Source organism: Flammeovirga pectinis, assembly GCF_003970675.1.
Lineage (GTDB): Bacteria > Bacteroidota > Bacteroidia > Cytophagales > Flammeovirgaceae > Flammeovirga > Flammeovirga pectinis.
Genome location: NZ_CP034562.1, coordinates 4,724,650 through 4,743,850, shown reverse-complemented (window position 1 = coordinate 4,743,850; position 19,201 = coordinate 4,724,650). Strand labels below are relative to the sequence as shown.

Sequence of the window (19,201 nt, the reverse complement as noted above, 5' to 3'; positions counted from 1 at the left end):
TGATCAAAAAAAGAGTCCAAAATCAAATTATATGATTTTGGACTTTTCTATTTTAATGATTTATAAAACTTATTTTTTGATTATTCTTTCTGTAAATGTACCATCACTAGTAATTATTTCTACCACATAAACACCTGTATTGTATGTTTCTCCGATAGTAACAATGTTTGCACCTACAACTCCAGTAATGTCTTGTTTTTCAACAACTCTACCGTTCATTGAGTAAACGATAAGGTGGTAATCATGTCCTTTATCTAACTGGAATGATAAGTTAAATTCAGAAGATGAAGGATTAGGATAAACTTTTAAAGAACCAGGATTTAAATCAATATCTTCATTAGATGCAATCACTTCTCCTAATTGAATTGGAGTAATGAACGTTCCGTAAACGGCATCGTCTTCAAATACAAATTCTTCTCCTGCATCTGTAAATTGTAAGTTGTCTTTTAAACTAAAAGTAAGATTCTCATCTGCATTACCATAAACAGTAATGAATGCTAAGTTTCTACCTTCAATTTCAATAACATTACCTACACCTCTAATATCATGGTGCTCATTGTTGTATACATATACTTGGTCGTATCCATCTGGTACTTCAACAATGGTACTCATATTAAATTCATATGCATTGTTTTCGAATGCATCACTATTATCACTTTCTCCATTTTGACGAGCATTAGAGAATACCTTAGGATAAGCAAACTGTTGAGATATACCATTTGATTTTAACATGTATCCTTCTCCTTTTTTCAAGAAAGATAAAGTACCTACCCAACCTACTAAATCATTATAAACTGCAAAATGATTTTGTCCTTTGATTATGTCTCCATTACTTGCTTCATAATAAGCTAAGGCATCATTTACGTTTAAGTTATTTAATACAGGGTATGGTAGCCAGTTCCAACCGTTTGCAATAGTAACTTCAAAGTTATTATTATCAACCATATCACCTTTAAGTTCAAGGTCATTGGCATCGGCTAATTTCATTTTATACATTTTGACATTTGTCATTCCTGCATTAGAAGAAATACTTCCAGACCACCCAATAGATTGATCGTAAACATCGAATTCAGATTGAGCAACAATTCTATCACCATTGCTTAATTGCATTTCAGAAGTTAAGGCATCCAAGTCATTAAAACGAGTATCGCTAACTGCTAAAGATACCCAAGTCCAACCTTGATTTAACGCTAATGATTGTTCCATTACGTTAGTATTACTAAAGATTGAAGGAGTAGCTTTAGTTCCTAAAATTTGATCTTGAACAAAAGCTATAGTAGCGTTTCCATCAATTTCAGCATCTAGTACTCTACCAGTTGTGGCATCCCATATTTTGAATGAAAGATTTTCTACAGTTTCAGCATCTGAATATATTGTTAGATACAAGAAGTAATCGTCCCAATTTTCATCATAAATTAATTCAGCTTCACCTCTTGGTTCTTTATCAACAAAAACACCAATCTTTGTGTGCGCATCTTCTGCATAAATATTATCAATCTTAATTTTACCAACAACATTCATATTGTAACCAAATTGAGTTGCATCTGCACTCCAATCAGGTTCGTTTTCTAAAACTCTTAAATCAAGTTTTATTTTCTCGTCGTAATTGTATTCTGTATCTAAGTATAAATCTGTTGTATACTCTCCTACAGAAAGATTATTATTTACTTCTGCAGTAATAATTCGTCTACTATCTGGATCGAGTTGACCAGAAGTTTGGCTAAGCGTTAACCATGTAGGAACATTTTTAATATTGAAATCTTGAGGTGTTCCTCCAAAGTTTTCTACAGTAATATCAAAAGATTGATTTATGCCTACATAGTTTTGTAGATTAACATAATCTAAACCATCTTTTACAGACCATACCACTTGATTTTTACGGATATATGCAGTCCAAGTAATTGGAGATACTTGTCTGTTTCCTTTCTCATCAAATAATCTAGAAACAGTGATATCAATAACCTGTCCTTCTAATACTGACCAATTACTAATGATCGGGTTAATAATCATTTCATCACCGTTAATAACATGAGTTACGGCAAACATTTCTAAGTTTCTTTTCGGTTTCAATGCTGGAGCATCTTCATCGAAAGCAGGCGTTGCAGCAACCATTATACTAGTAGATGTAGAAACAATATTATTGGCATCCATATGATAATAGGTAGGAGCTAAATTGTCTAAAGGATCTGGCTCGTTCATTCTAGCATACAGCATAATACCTGTTGTAGAAAAATCTACTTCAAAGTATCTATCTCTGCTGATTTGCTCTTTTGTTCTAGCAAGATTCCATAAACGTAATTCATCTATTTTACCTACAAATTTCTGATCTATCTCATAAGTTCCATTGTTATTAAAACCTCTTGCTCCTATAAAGTATTTATTACCAGATAAACCTGTAATGTCATTTGCAATATTTGAGGTAGTTAAATCAGCATCAACATATGTTTTCATAGCACCAAGTCTATTTAAAACTATTGCTACATGATGCCATTCTCCATCTACAATATCATTGGTTAACTCGTATGCAATACCTTCATTATTAAGGTAAAGTTTACCGTTTGTATGTACATCTACCGACCATTTATTGGCTTTGCCATTGGCTTCTATTACATCTGTTCCGTCACCTTTACCATTAGAGAAAATAGTAGCCTCTTGCGACTGATCCATTTTAACCCAGAATGATAAGGTTACATCCATCTGACTTGAGAGTTGTACAAAATTTACATTGTCAAGCGTTAAGTAATCGTTGTTTTCAAAATTATAAGCAGTTCCTTTCGGACGAATATCCCATTCCGCATTCATAATGCCGTGCTTGTTTCTTGCTTTATCATTAACAACGTTTTCTCTTCCCTCATCCATTGGCCAGTAGCCTTGTAGATTTTGTTCAGAACCAAGTAATGATTTATACATTTGAGCGTATGCATCAGAAAGTGATAATGCTTTTGACCAAATTCTTAATTCAAGAATATTTCCTTTGAAAGTAGAACCACCAAAAACTAAATTATTTCTATTAGGAATAGCAAAAGCACCTGTGTTTGTAAATCCTAACTCTTGATCATCTTGATACATTCTCAAAGTTCCAGAATCTGTTCCATCGTATACAAATACATAGTGATGGAATAAATCGTCGTCTAAAATCGGACTAGAAACAGAGTATGTAGAACTTCCTTCAACAGTCCAAGTAAGCGTATTTCCAGAAAGCGTTGCTTCCATTCCATTTTCTTGTTTGAAAATGATAGAATTCGCTTCAGTAGAAAGGTTTCTCATCCAAAACTCAATTGTAAAGTTCTGATCACTTATTGAAGGTTTTTCAAAAGTTGCAGTGTTGTTACTTCCTTCAAAATATACCGAAGTACCGTGTGCAATTTCTTGATCATTGGTTTGGCCAACAATCTCAATATTACTTATAGCAGAGTTGTATAAAATATTCTCACTATACTTTAAAGTAAGGTCTTGCCCTGCCGATAATATTCCATTTCTAGGAGAAGGTGTTCCAAAGGCAACAGGAATGTTTAAATCAACTTTACCAGGCACAACATCGGAAATATATTCAGTACCGTTATCACAATAAGAAATGGCTCTTATTTCATAATCACCATCACTTAAACCGGTTGCGCCTATGTCCCAAGAAAAAGTGATATTATCGTCAGTAATCATATCAATTTTTGATTCTTGAGCAGCTACAGCATCAGCATAAGATTGAGCATTATTGTAATAAGTATATAATCTTGTCCAAGTAGGAGAAGTAGATTTTCTGTATTCTAATCTTACTTTTTCAAAGCTATCGTATGTTCTAGAGTAATCGCCTAAAATAATTGGTAATGGATTAGTAGATCCATCATCATTGAATGCAGTAGTAGCATTCATTACCCATTTTTCTAAAGGTTTTTGAACTTCTATTCTTGTACAAGAAGGCACATAATGTACAGATACTTCAACTGATTCTTGTAAATCAGACCCCATACAAATAGACTCTAAAACAATACTTAGGTCTTCATAATCGTAAACATCAGGTTTAGATTTTTCTAAGAAAACCGTATAAGTCACTGTTTGATCATGTGGAACTTCAACTTCAACACCTCCTTGCGGAATATTAGATTTAATATTGTGAGGGTTAGTAGTATTATCAATGTAAAGCATGAAGCTCACATTTTCATTTAGATCAGCATTCGTGTTATTCAATAATGTTAATTCAATTACCGCCATATCGTCTTCAGGGATATTTGTAATATCAGTAACATTAGCAGAAATAACTGGAACTTCGATGGCTTGAGTAGCAATTGCTAATGCAGTTCCACCGGCACCAATTACACCTTGTTCGTAATTTTCACTATCAAAATAATTAGAAAGTAAAGGACCTTCATGCGGACAAGAAGTTCTACCACCAAGGGTACGGAAAATAGGACCGTTACCATCAAATGGATTTACTACATCTATACTTAAATAGTTATCGTCATCATTATCAACAATAGAATAAGTAAAAGAAGTAGATTCAGCACTTTCTGATGCATCTGATTTTGCAAAACCTTGGCTTACACCAAAACTTGTAGTTACCTCATCACCCGTATCGTTAATTTCTTTACCGAAAGTGTGAGCAAATGTATAATCTAAAGCTACTTCATAAGCATAAGAACTACCAGAAGCTGTAAATGTACTTACTGTTCTTTCTACACCGCCAACACCATAATCTATAGAGATGTTATCTTTAAAATGCTTGTTGACAAAATTAAGGTAGTTTTGAGTATAACTGTTGTTATGATCTAAATTGTACTGATCCTCATTAGCTGTAATCGATGCAATAACTTCACTTAAGAAATTATCTTGATCGTTAAATGCTCTGTATTTTGTTCTCTCATTATTCTGAATAATCTCTTGCCATAATTTTATTTGCGTTTCATATTCAGTTTTCGAAAGTACACCCTCATCATCAGAATCAAGTGATCCATTTTCTAAGGCTGTAATAAAGCTCTCATATTCTGGAATTAATGTAGTGATAATGTGTTTTTGAGAATAAATAAAGAACGTAGATGAAGGCGCTTCGTTAAAGTATAACGCTTTTTGTTTATTGATATAAACAGTATCTAAACTACCATCATCGTTGTGTCTAATAAATGTAGTATTATCAATTCCTTTTACAATTGTATCTGTAGCAGATAATCTGTTATAAGATCCGTATTGTAAATTTTTTGAATGACCTATATATAAGTCACCATCAGAACCAACAAAACCTTCGCTATCACTTGTTGATATTGTTTGAGAAAATGAATAAGATTTAGTAAAACCTTCACCATAATCTGAGTTATAACTTACGCTAAAACCACTCTCAACATCGTTAACTGCTTCAACAGTATTTTCTGGTCCGGCATCTGCACCACCTGTGGTAACTGTAGTACCTAATTTAAGTGTTAATCCTTGCTCAAAAGAAGACGATGTAAGTGCATTCATCGAAGTCTCTATTGTTAATTCTGTTCCTGCTTCAATAGAAGCTGAACTACCAGAACCGGGAGGATCTCTTAGAATGATATCTGGAATATCTGGTGCTTTTGTTACAAACAATTGAGAACCATCTGATTTACCACCGAAGATAATACCTTCTGAAAGTAAGTTATCTGGAGCATAATCAACATCTTTAATTCTTAGCATTACACTCATTCCTTTTCTAAAAGGAGCGTTCATTAAAGGTAATCCAGCCGTAAAGTAATACGTTACTTTATTTTCTTCTTCCGGATCTTTCTCAAATCTATCAGAACTAGATCTTGCTAAATTATTCGTTACATAGTATTGACCATCTGTAACTGGAACTGTAAATGTTGTGTTGATTTCTTTATTTTCGTATTCCTCAAAAGCGAGTAAATCAATCTGATATTCATACAATTGCTCATAAACAGGGTATGTTACAGAGGTATCGTTCTCTTCAGAAACAAGAAATTCATACGTCTGATTTTCGACAGTAACTTGAGGAGTAGATCTATAAATAAAGTTTTGTACAAATTTATAAGGTTCTGATTGGATTTCGTTTCCAACCGAATCTTTAAAAACTGCACGTTTATCATTTGTATATGGTGAGTAATCTACTTCTTCACTTCCTGAAAGTAGAATAACATCTGGGTTACTTTCTATTACTGCACCGCTAACCTCGTTAATGATATAATTTATAGGAATTAACTCTGCTTTATATTCACCTGTTTTATTATTTGTATAAAAACTAGTTGATAAATATCCAGTAGCAGGGTCTGCTCCATAAGGAAGATAATCGAAAGTAATTTTTGCCGTACCGAGGTTATTTGTTGATGATATTACTACCGTTTCTGAAGAATCGGCTGTGTGGAAGAAATCAACTTCTTTAATTCCATCAAAACCGAAACCAATAAGTTTTTCAGCTTCAACTTGTCCACCAACAACTCTACCAACTACACTAACTCTCGTTGTATCTACAAATGGTTTTGGTGTTTCATGATTTTCAAAAAACTCATAATATCCTTCAGCAGGGAACCTACCATCATGTACTAAACCATGTCCATTTTTTCTAACTTCTACGTAGTGGTTACCAATTGGTACTTGTATTTGGAAGAAACCATCTTTACCTGTTACAACAGGAGATTTGTTTTCATCTAATACCATATTACCATCAACATAAACATTGGCTTCGTCTAAAAATATTTTTGGATACTCGTATAATTCTCCAATTTCATTTTTAAAATAATGTCCTTGATTGTACATTATTTTTGTACCATCAATTGTTACTAAGTATTGATTATAACCAGCATCTTCTATCTGAGTAACATCATCTACTTTTCTTAGAGAACTGTATTGACCTCTAACATCGAAATAGGCTATACCTCTAAAAATGAATGAAGATATATCTTTAAAATCTAATTTATTAATTACCTCAGAACCTTCTCCAATAAATACAACTTGCTGACCTGGATCAAACTCATGTACTCCAAACATAGGTGTAACTGCATAAGAACCACCATTACCTGCATAAGGAATAGAAGTAATTACATAGTTACCAAACATATCTGTTACACCAAAAATACCTAATTGAGTAATTGTTGGTGTTTCTTGAGACCATTCCGTATTTAATAAAAATGAATGTCTTTTGTGAAATGTAAACTCTTCTTTAGAAAGATCATAAGCATACGAGCCAGTACCTTCATCAATTCTAAGGTAAATTTCTAAACCTCTTTCTGCTCCACTTAAATATCTTCTATAATTCTTCTGAACGTCATCATTACTTAGTGCACTACTCCATATTCTTATATCATCAAAGTAACCTTTAAATCCATCTGCTACTCTAAAGTAACACTTATCGCCAGTTATTGGTTGATATGTAATGCTATCTGTATTTACTGTTGTAATATCTACTAGATGACTTATTTCTGCAGGAATTGTTGAACTGTAATTCCCATCCATTAAACGCCCGTTAAAGTATAATTTAGGAATATCATTTGGTGATAAAACTAAACTGAAATTATTAAATTCCTCCATTACTTCTGCATAAGGAATAATAATATCTTCTCCTGCTCCATCAGATTCTCCATTAGGCAAAGAACCAGTAAGCGTAAACGTTATATCTTTTGATAAAGAAGGCGAGTGTAAAGTTAATTTAATATCATTATCTGATTTAATATAATCGAGATCGTAGTAGGATGATCCATTAAACATCTTAAATAACTCTCCAGAAGAATTACCATCAAATTTAAACCAAGATTGTAACGTAAAATCAGTAGGAAGTTCTCTTGCTTCCATTTTAGATTCTACATAACCCGTACCGTTAACTTTAGCACTAAATGATTGAAGTACAATTTCTCCACCCTGAGGTTGAGCTCTAACTATTACATCTTGTACTGGGTTTCCACCTTCAAAAGTAATATTACCTGTAATAGTAGCCGTAGGATTTCTAAAGCCAATACCTGTAATAAATGAAGTGTATTCGATTTCTAAATCACCTAAACCATCTGCAACAACTTTATATTCTTGCAAAACGCCACCCTCTACATCATAATCATCATAAGAGTAAGATGTATTATCAAGAGTAGCCACTAATTTATAATTTACAGAGTGGTTTTCATTACTTGGATCAAACTCTCTTCTATAGATTTTAAAAAATGTAATTAAATCTGAGTTGTTAGATACTTGCCATTGAATAGAAGTTTTATCGTTATAATATCCTTTAGAAACTTCGAATGAATTTCTAGTGAATGTAGGTGCATTGTAAAATATATCCCAAGGGAAACCAATAAGAATTTTACCACTCTGTATTGTTTCACTATCTGTTAACCCTGTATCTTCTTCTCTAAATATCTCATATTGTGTAGATGTATGAACTGGTGAAAAAGGAGTACCAGCAATTATATTTAAATAAGTACCGTCTTCATCAATTTGTTCTCCCAATACATTGTTAAACCCAATAACAATGTCTATTTGAGGATCTCTTTGTTCATCGTCAATATCTACTGTATTACCACTAGAAAACCCATCAATAAAATCAATTTCAACATTAGATTTTGTTGAATTTGAAACTTGACTAGCAGTACTACCAGAGAATGCTGAATTCTTAAATATTATCTGAATATTGCTGATATCATCTTGACTTCTATGTACGTTCGCAATACCATTTAATGTAATGGTTGCAGTGTTAGAAGAATTAATAATTACATAAGGACTTAATCCACTAGGTAAGTTTTTTACTTCAACAGCTCCAGATCCAATAAGATCTGTACCCTGACTTCCATTAAATGTTGTACCAGATAATGTTACTTCTATAGTATTCCTAATAGTACCATTATTAGCTTCATTTTCATGAAACGTAGTGGTTGAATAGGTCACATTTTTAGAAGAAAAAATAAAGTTATATATCTTATCAAGAAGAGGTTCTTCTTCTTCATTAGCTATGTTAATGGGGGTTTCTGTATACAAATCATCATCATTAATATAATTTGTATTTTCTGAGTGAGCCACCCCTAGCATGGTTGATGTAATAAACATCAATAGCAAGAGTATCTTTTTCATAATTTATATGCTAATAAAATAATACACAAAATGGAGTGTAGTATTTCTATAATAAAATTAGTTTAACAGGGCTATCGTATTTCTTATAATTTTATGATGTAGGTTACACCATAGTTTATAGGTCTTGTTTCTGTACTAACAGCTCCACCATTTGCATCGTTAATAGTACCAGATAATGTTGCTGTATGATTATGTGATCCGTCTGAACCAGTACTTCTACTAAAGTTATCTCTTTTGTTTACCCCTGCAGCATATCCAGTTACATCTGTACCAGAGTTATCTTCTAATCTGTTATAATCATGGTTATGAGAACCTGCATTAGAAAGAGAGACTGATATATCGTTATCGTGACCATGATCTCTTAATTTATCTTTTTGATAACCATTCAGAGATGGACCTTTTACAAAACTGTCACTACTATTTTTGTAAGATGTACTTGTTCCTGTACCTCTTAAAAAGATACCTCTTAAATCGGGAGATTTTGTTAGACCAATAATGTCTTTTAAAGCTGTTCCAGTAGGTACATTACTACCATCACATAGCATCCAACCATCAGGAGCAGTACTACCAACATAAGAAATGATTGTTCCAGATGGAGCACCATTTAGGGCAGAATATGCATAAGGGACATAGTTGAATTTTTGTTGTGAAATGATGTTTTCAGATCCATCTACCGGCATTGAAATTGTTAGCATTAACCCGTCTTTCTCATAAGGTATATTTGCTAAACTTCCTGTCTGATTACTTCCGTTCCCAATAACATGTGCAAAAACTCCTTGAGCATCTGTTAGTATAGCTTCAGATTCTGTATAATAATTGATTGAGTTATCAGAATTTGTCACTCTAAATTTAAAATGGACTAATTTATTAGGGATAGGAATGTTTGTCGAATTCCTTGCAATTCCTTGAATAACTAATCCTCCAGAATCTTGAGCGAATAGATTACCACCACAGACGGTTAAGGTTATCAGTAGTAGTAAAGTGAGATATTGGGTTTTAAGTAACATATATGAGAAAATTTATTGGGTTATTATTTTAGGTCTTGGGTTTTCTATGTTGATAATTAATGTGATTGTTTTAAGTAGTTACGTACTATACAAGATAACATGTAAATACTTAAAACAATTCAGATTATATATTTTAGGAATTCATTCAATTAAATCTTAAATGAATTTCTTTAAACAATACAATTTATTTTTTGATAATCCTTTCTGTAAATGTACCATCACTAGTAATTATTTCTACCACATAAACACCTGTATTGTATGTTTCTCCGATAGTAATAATGTTTGCACCTACAACTCCAGTAATATCTTGTTTTTCAACAACTCTACCATTCATTGAGTAAACGATAAGGTGGTAATCATGTCCTTTATCTAACTGGAATGATAAGTTAAATTCAGAAGAAGAAGGATTAGGATAAACTTTTAAAGAGCCAGGATTTAAATCAATATCTTCATTAGATGCAATCACTTCTCCTAATTGAATTGGAGTAATGAACGTTCCATAAACGGCATCATCTTCAAAAACAAATTCTTCTCCTGCATCTGTAAATTGTAAGTTGTCTTTTAAACTAAAAGTAAGGTTTTCATCTGCATTACCATAAACAGTAATGAATGCTAAATTTCTACCTTCAACTTCAACAACATTACCTATACCTCTAATATCGTGGTGCTTATTGTTGTATACATATACTTGATCATATCCGTCAGGTACTTCAACAATAGTACTCATATTAAATTCATAAGCGTTATTTACAAATTGATCTGTGCTGTTATCATTTTCTCCTTTCTGACGGGCATTAGAGAATACTTTAGGATAAGCAAATTGTTGAGGTGAACCATTTGATTTCAACATGTACCCTTCTCCTCTTTTTAAGAATGATAAAGTACCTACCCAACCACTAAACTCATCATAAATTGCAAATCTATCTTGCCCTTTGATTAAATCGCCATTACTTGCTTCATAATAAGCCAAGGCATCGTTTACATTCGAATTATTTAATACAGGATATGGAAGCCAGTTCCAACCATTTGCAAGAGTAACTTCAAAATTATTATTATCCACCATATCACCTCTAAGTTCAAGATCATTGGCATCGGCTAATTTCATTTTATACATTTTGACATTTGTCATTCCTGCATTAGAAGAAATACTTCCCGACCACCCAATTGATTGATCGTAAACATCAAATTCATTCTGAGCAACAATTCTATCACCATTGCTTAATTGCATTTGAGAAGTTAAGGCATCAAGATCATTAAAACGGGTATCGCTAACTGCTAAAGAAACCCAAGTCCAACCTTGGTTTAATGCTAACGACTGTTCCATCACGTTTGTATTTGTAAATACCTTCGGAGTAATATTATCACCCATTACTTGGTCTTGTACAAATGTAACTTCGGCACTACCATCAATTTCAGCATCTAGTACTCTACCGGTTGCAGCATCCCAAATTTTAAAAGATACTTGTTCTGAGGTAGTTGTATTAGAATTAATTGATAGATATAAGAAATAATCTTGTAAACTATTATCATAAACTAATTGCGCTTCACCTCTTGGCTCTTCTCCTACAAAAGCACCAATTTTGGTGTGTGTATCTTCTGCATAGACATTATCAATTTTAATTTTACCTACAATACTCATATTGTAACTGTAATTACTTTCATTGACAGCCCAATCAGGTTCGTTTTCTAAAACTCTTAAATCAAGTTTTATTTTCTCGTCGTAATTGTATTCTGTGTCTAAGTATAAATCTGTTGTATACTCTCCTACAGAAAGATTATTATTTACTTCTGCAGTAATAATTCGTCTACTATCTGGATCGAGTTGACCAGAAGTTTGGCTAAGCGTTAACCATGTAGGAACATTTTTAATATTGAAATCTTGAGGTGTTCCTCCAAAGTTTTCTACAGTAATATCAAAAGATTGATTTATACCTACATAGTTTTGTAGATTAACATAGTCTAAACCATCTTTTACAGACCATACCACTTGATTTTTACGGATGTATGCAGTCCAAGTAATTGGAGATTCCTGTCTGTTTCCTTTCTCATCAAATAATCTAGAAACAGTGATATCAATAACCTGTCCTTCTAATACCGACCAATTACTAATGATCGGGTTAATAATCATTTCATCTCCATTAATAACATGACTTACGGCAAACATCTCTAAGTTTCTTTTCGGTTTCAATGCCGGAGCATCTTCATCGAAAGCAGGCGTTGCAGCATTCATTATACTAGTAGATGTAGAAACAATGTTATTGGCATCCATATGATAATAGGTAGGAGCTAAATTGTCTAAAGGATCTGGCTCGTTCATTCTAGCATACAGCATAATACCTGTTGTAGAAAAATCTACTTCAAAGTATCGATCTCTGCTGATCTGCTCTTTTGTTCTAGCAAGATTCCATAAACGTAATTCATCTATTTTACCTACAAATTTCTGATCTATTTCATAAAGACCTCCATTGTTGAAACCTCTTGCACCAATAAAGTATTTATTACCAGATAAACCTGTAATGTCATTTGCAATATTTGAGGTAGTTAAATCAGCATCAACATATGTTTTCATAGCACCAAGTCTATTTAAAACAATTGCTACATGATGCCATTCTCCATCTACAATATCATTGGTTAACTCGTATTCTACTCCTTCATTATTAAGGTAAATTTTACCGTTTGTATGTACATCTACCGACCATTTGTTGGCTTTGCCATTGGCCTCAATTACATCTGTTCCATCACCTTTACCGTTAGAGAAAATAGTAGCCTCTTGCGACTGATCCATTTTAACCCAGAATGATAATGTTACATCCATCTGACTTGAGAGTTGTACAAAATTTACATTGTCAAGCATTAAGTAATCGTTGTTTTCAAAATTATAAGCAGTTCCTTTCGGACGAATATCCCATTCCGCATTCATTATGCCGTGCTTGTTTCTTGCTTTATCGTTTACAACGTTTTCTCTTCCCTCATCCATTGGCCAGTAGCCTTGTAGATTTTGTTCAGATCCAAGTAAAGATTGATACATTTGACCATATGCTTCAGAAAGAGATAATGCTTTTGACCAAATTCTTAATTCAAGAATATTTCCTTTGAAAGTAGAACCACCAAAAACTAAATTATTTCTATTAGGAATAGCAAAAGCACCTGTGTTTGTAAATCCTAACTCTTGATCATCTTGATACATTCTCAAAGTTCCAGAATCTGTTCCATCGTATACAAATACATAATGATGGAATAAGTCATCGTCTAGAATAGGACTAGAAACAGAGTAAGTAGAACTTCCTTCAACAGTCCAAGTAAGTGTATTTCCAGAAAGCGTTGCTTCCATTCCATTTTCCTGTTTGAAAATAATAGAATTAGCTTCTGTAGAAAGGTTTCTCATCCAAAACTCAATTGTAAAGTTCTGATCACTTATTGAAGGTTTTTCAAAAGTTGCAGTGTTATTACTTCCTTCAAAATATACCGAAGTACCGTGTGCAATTTCTTGATCATTGGTTTGGCCAACAATCTCAATATTACTTATTGCAGAGTTGTATAAAATATTCTCGCTGTATTTTAAAGTAAGGTCTTCCCCTGCCGATAATATACCATCACCTGGCGATGGTGTTCCAAAGGCAACAGGAATGTTTAAATCGACTTTACCTGCAACAACATTAGAAATATATTCAGTGCCATTATCACAATAAGAAATGGCTCTTATTTCATAATCACCGTCACTTAAACCGGTTGCGCCTATGTCCCAAGAAAAAGTGATATTATCGTCAGTGATCATATCTATTTTTTGTTCTTGTGCAGCTACAGCATCAGCATAAGATTGCGCATTATTGTAATAAGTATATAATCTTGTCCAAGTAGGAGAAGTAGATTTTCTGTATTCTAATCTTACTTTTTCAAAGCTATCGTATGTTCTAGAGTAATCGCCTAAAACGATTGGTAATGGATTAGTAGAACCATCATCGTTGAATGCAGTAGTAGCATTCATTACCCAATTTTCTAAAGGTCTTTGAACTTCTATTCTTGTACAAGAAGGCACATAATGTACAGATACTTCAACTGTTTCTTGTAAATCAGACCCCATACAGATAGACTCTAAAACAATACTTAGGTCTTCATAATCGTAAACATCAGGTTTAGATTTTTCTAAGAAAACCGTATAAGTCACTGTTTGATCATGTGGAACTTCAACTTCAACACCTCCTTGTGGAATATTAGATTTAATATTATAAGGATTTGATGTATTGTCGATGTAAAGCATGAAACTCACATTATTATTAAGATCAGCATTCGTGTTATTGAGTAGCGTTAATTCAATTACCGCCATATCGTCTTCAGGGATATTTGTAATATCAGTAATATTGGCTGTAATAACAGGAACTTCGATGGCTTGCGTTGCAATTGATAATGGAGAACCCCCTGCACCAATTACAGTAATATCATCGTCGTTATCTTTATCAAAGTATAAAGAAAGTACTTCCCCTTCGTGCGGACAAGAAGTTCTACCACCAACAGTACGGAAAATAGGTCCATTACCATCAAATGGGTTTACAACGTCTATACTTAAATAATTATCATCATCATTATCAACAATAGAATAAGAAATATCTAAAGATTTAGCTTCTTCTTTTCCATCACTTTTAGCAAATGATTGATTGAACTCTACGCCCATTGTGTGCTGAAAACCTGTACCGTTTACTACAGCACCAACAGTTTGTGCATAAGAAGCATCTAAATTGACATCATAAGAATACGATGTATTTACAGCAGAGAAAGTACTAATTGTTCTTTCTAATCCGCCAACACCATAATCAATAGAAATATTATCTGAAAACTTACTATTAATTAATGCGGCTAGACCATCATTATTTAATTGAGCAGTGATATTTGCAATAATTTCTGCTTTGTAATTTTCCTGATCATTAAATGCTCTATATTTTGTTCTTTCGTTATCTTGAATAATTTTTTGCCATAACCTAATCTGTTTTTCATATTCATCTTTAGTAAGAACACCTTCATCTTCAGGATCTAAAGTTCCGTTGTCTAAAGCAAGAATAAAGCTCTCATATTCAGGAAGCAACGTATTAACAATATGCTTTTGAGAATAAACAAAGAAAGTAGAAGTTGGAGACTCGTTAAAGAACAATGCTTTTTGCTGATTTACATATACTGTATCAATAGTATCGTCATCATTAAACTTAAAGAAAGTAGCATTATCAATTCCAGAAACAGCTGTGTCTGTAATCACTAATCTTTTAAAAGTACCGTACTCTAGGTTTTTAGAATTACCGATATATAAATCGCCATCTGAACCTACAAAACCTTCGCTATCACTAGTAGAAATACTTTGAGAGAATGAATATGATTTTGTTTGATTTTCTCCATAATCAGAACCGTATGAAACAGATATTCCATTTTCGACATCGTTAGAAACGTCTGCTTCTACTTCTGGTCCTAGTTTACCACCACCAGTTGTAACAGTTACACCTTGATGGAATGTATTGGTATAAGAAGTAGATACATTTGTAAGTGTATTTAACTCTGATGTGATTGTAACTTCTGTACCTGCCTCAATTGTTGCCGAACTTCCTGATCCCGGTGGATCTCTAAGAATAATATCTGGGAAATCTGGTGCTTTTGTAACAAATAATTGAGAACCATCTGCTTCACCACCAATAATAAAACCTTCTGCTAAGAAATTTTCAGCAGGATAATCAACGCCTTTAATACGAAGATTAATGCTCATACTTTTGGTAAATGGAGCAGTCATTAAAGGTAAACCAGCTTTAAAGTAGTAAGTAGCTTTATTCGGCTCCTCTTCACTTTTAACTAGGTTTTCTGCTGTATCGTCTGCTAAATTATTATTAATAATGTATTCACCATCAGTAATTGGAACAGTAAATTTCTGGTTAATTTCCTTGTTTTCGTATTCCTCATAAGAAATCAGATCAACTTTATAATCATATAATTGTTCATAAACTGGATACTTAATAGATGTATCACCTTCTGCAGCAATTAAATAATTATAAGTTTGTCCTTCAACATTTAAAACAGGTGTTGATCTGTAGATAAAGTTTTGAACAAAATGATAAGGATCAGATTCTAATCCAGAACCATTTGGGTCTTCAAAAACAGAAGTAAATTCTTCTGTAATGAAAGAGAAATCGACTTCTTCGTTACCAGACAATAATTGAATGTCGGTATTGCTTTCTATTACAACACCTGTTATCTGATTTATAATATAATTTATTGGTAATAATTGAGTTCTATATTCTCCTGTTTCTGAATTTGTAAAAATACTTGTAGACAAAAATCCAGTGGCAGGGTCTGCTCCATAAGGAAGGTAATCAAAAGTGATACGTGCTGTACCAATATTACTAATAGAAGATACGCCTACAACTTCAGAAGAGTCTTCTGTGTAATTGTAAGTATATTCTTGGGTACCGTTATAACCAAAACCGATTGGTTTTTCTGCTTCAACTTGCCCACCTACTACTCTACCTACAATATTAACTCTAGTAGTATCTACAAATGGTTTAGGAGCTTCTAAGTTTTCGAAAAACTCATAGTAACCTTCGGCAGGGAATCTACCACCATGAACAAGCGTATGATTTGCTTTTCTAACTTCGATAAAGTGATTACCAATTGGAACTTGAAGTTCAAAGAAACCATCTTTACCTGTAACTAAAGGTTCTTTATTTGCATCTAGCATGATGTTACCATCAACAAAGATATTAGCACCATCTAAAAATACTTTAGGGTATTCGTATAGGTCTTCTTCTTCATCTTTAAAGTAATGCCCTTGATTGTACATTATTTTTGTACCATCAATTGTTACTAAATATTGGTTATACCCCGCATCTTCTATTTGAGTAACATCTTCTACTTTTCTTAAAGGTTCAAATAATCCTCTAACATCATAATATGCAATACCTCTAAAAAGGAATGAAGATATATCTAAAAAGTCTAATTGGTTTACAACTTCAGAGCCTTTACCTACAAAAACTACTTGTTTAATAGGGTCAAATTCATGTACTCCAAACATTGGTGTAATAGAATAAGTACCACCATTGCCAGAATAAGGAACAGAAGAAATTACATAATTACCATACATGTTTGTTACTCCAAAAATACCTAACTGACTTGTAGTTGGTGCTTCCTGAGACCATATTGTATTTAATAAAAAGGAGTGCCTTTTGTTAAAATCAAAACCACTTTTAGATAAATCATAAGCATATGCACCCGTTCCTTCGTCTATTCTTAAATAAATCTCAAGAGCATTTTCAGCACCACTTAAATATCTTCTGTAATTTTTCTTTACTTCATCAGCATCTAATGCTCTACTCCAAACTCTTACATCATCTATATAACCGACAAAACCATCGCCTACTCTAAAATAAGCATCTTCGCCAGTAAGCGGTACAAATTTGGTGCTATCGTTATCAGTATTCATAGATACTTCTACCAAATAAGCAAGGTCTTTAGGAACATTATCTTCTGCAAAATTAGAATCCATTAATCTACCATTAAAATATAGTTTAGGTAGTTCTTCTGGAGTTAAAACTAAAGACAGATGATTAAATCTGTCAAGAATATCAGTGTATGTTTCTACTACATCTTCACCTGCACCATTTGCTTCACCAGAAGGCAAATAACCAGCAAGTCTATATGTAATTTCATCAGAAATTGATGGAGAATGAAGAATAAATATTAATTCATCATCTGTTTTCTCATAATCTAAATCATAAAAAGAAGAGCCATTAAATACTTTAAAAGCTTCTCCTTCTGAGTTTCCGTTAAATTTAAACCATGATTGAACTGTATATTCATTTGGTAGGTTATCTGTTTCAATAACAGATTCTACATATCCATCGCCTTCTACTTCAAGTGTAAAAGATTTTAATTTTAATTCAGCCCCTTGAGGTTCTGCCCTAACAACTACGTTTTCTACTGGGTTTCCTCCTTCAAAGGCAATATTACCAGAAATTGTTGCCGTTGGATTTCTAAAGCCAACTCCAGTAATATAAGTTGTGTATTCTATATCTAACTCTCCTAAACCTTCCACATCAATTTTATATTCGAATAAAAGACCACCTTCTACATCAAAATCTGAATAGGTGTATGTTTGATTATCTAAGGTTACCAGTAATTCATAATTTGTATATAAATCTGAAATGGCAGGATCGAATTCTCTTCTGTAAACTTTAAAAGTTGTAATAAGATCGGAGTTGTTATTTACTTGCCAATCTATTCTAGTTTCGTCACTATAATAACCTTTAGAAATTTCGAAAGTATTTCTAGTGAACGTTGGAGCATTGTAAAAAATCTCCCAAGGAAAACCGATAATTAAATTACCCTCTAGAACAACCTCACTATCTGATAAATTTGTATCGTTGTCTCTAAAAACTTCGTAATTAGTAACTGTAGTAACAGGAGATAAAGCACTACCAACATTTAAGTTAAGGTAGTTTCCATCATCATCCATTTGGTAATTAAGTGTACCATTAAATCCTGTAACTATATTAATTCTTGGAGTCTCAATTTCTATATTATCAGTATCAAAATTACCACTAGAAAACCCATCAATATAATCTACAGTAATATTACTTATAAAAGTATTAGATACTTCTGATACTGTTGCATCTAAAAATGCATGACTATAAAATTCTACTTCTATTTGTCCTACATCATCTTGGCTTCTGTGTGTACTAGCAATACCATTTAATGTTATTGATGCTTGAGTTGGAGATTCAACGACAATATATGGAGTATATCCAGTTGGTAAATTTCTTACCACAACAGCATCTTTATCACCTAAGTCAGTACCTTTTTTACCATGAAAAGAAGCACCACTAATGGTTACAATTATTTTATTTTTAATTGTACCGTTATTAGAGTCATCTTCATGAAACGTTGTAGTATTATACGTTAAAGACTTAGAAGAAAATATGAAAGAGTAAATTTTATCTAATATTGTTTGATTATCTATTTCTTCTGTAGTAGTATTTATTTCGTTCTTCGGAGTTTCACCTTCTTTGTTAATATCTTTTGTAGAATTATTAACGGATGAAGACGCAACCCCGAGCATTGTTGATGTCAGAAACACCAATAGCAAGAGTATTTTTTTCATAATATTAAGCTGAATAAAATATTACATCAAAATGTGTAATACTTTTAGTTAT

3 protein-coding genes are annotated in these 19,201 nt (G+C 32.7%); all 3 read right to left on the bottom strand.

Annotated elements, in window-relative coordinates:
- Positions 1-69: 69 nt before the first annotated feature.
- Positions 70-9,015, bottom strand: coding sequence for a LamG-like jellyroll fold domain-containing protein (locus tag EI427_RS18675; protein WP_126617604.1), 8,946 nt, complete (start codon positions 9,013-9,015; stop codon positions 70-72).
- Positions 9,016-9,098: 83 nt separating this feature from the next.
- Positions 9,099-10,022 carry a tail fiber protein gene (locus tag EI427_RS18670; RefSeq protein WP_126617602.1) on the bottom strand — a complete coding sequence of 308 codons (924 nt, stop codon included), beginning with the start codon at positions 10,020-10,022 and terminating at the stop codon, positions 9,099-9,101.
- A 184-nt stretch (positions 10,023-10,206) separates the two neighbouring features.
- On the bottom strand, positions 10,207-19,149 hold the full coding sequence (locus EI427_RS18665; RefSeq protein WP_126617600.1) for a LamG-like jellyroll fold domain-containing protein: 8,943 nt from the start codon (positions 19,147-19,149) through the stop codon (positions 10,207-10,209).
- Positions 19,150-19,201: the final 52 nt, after the last annotated feature.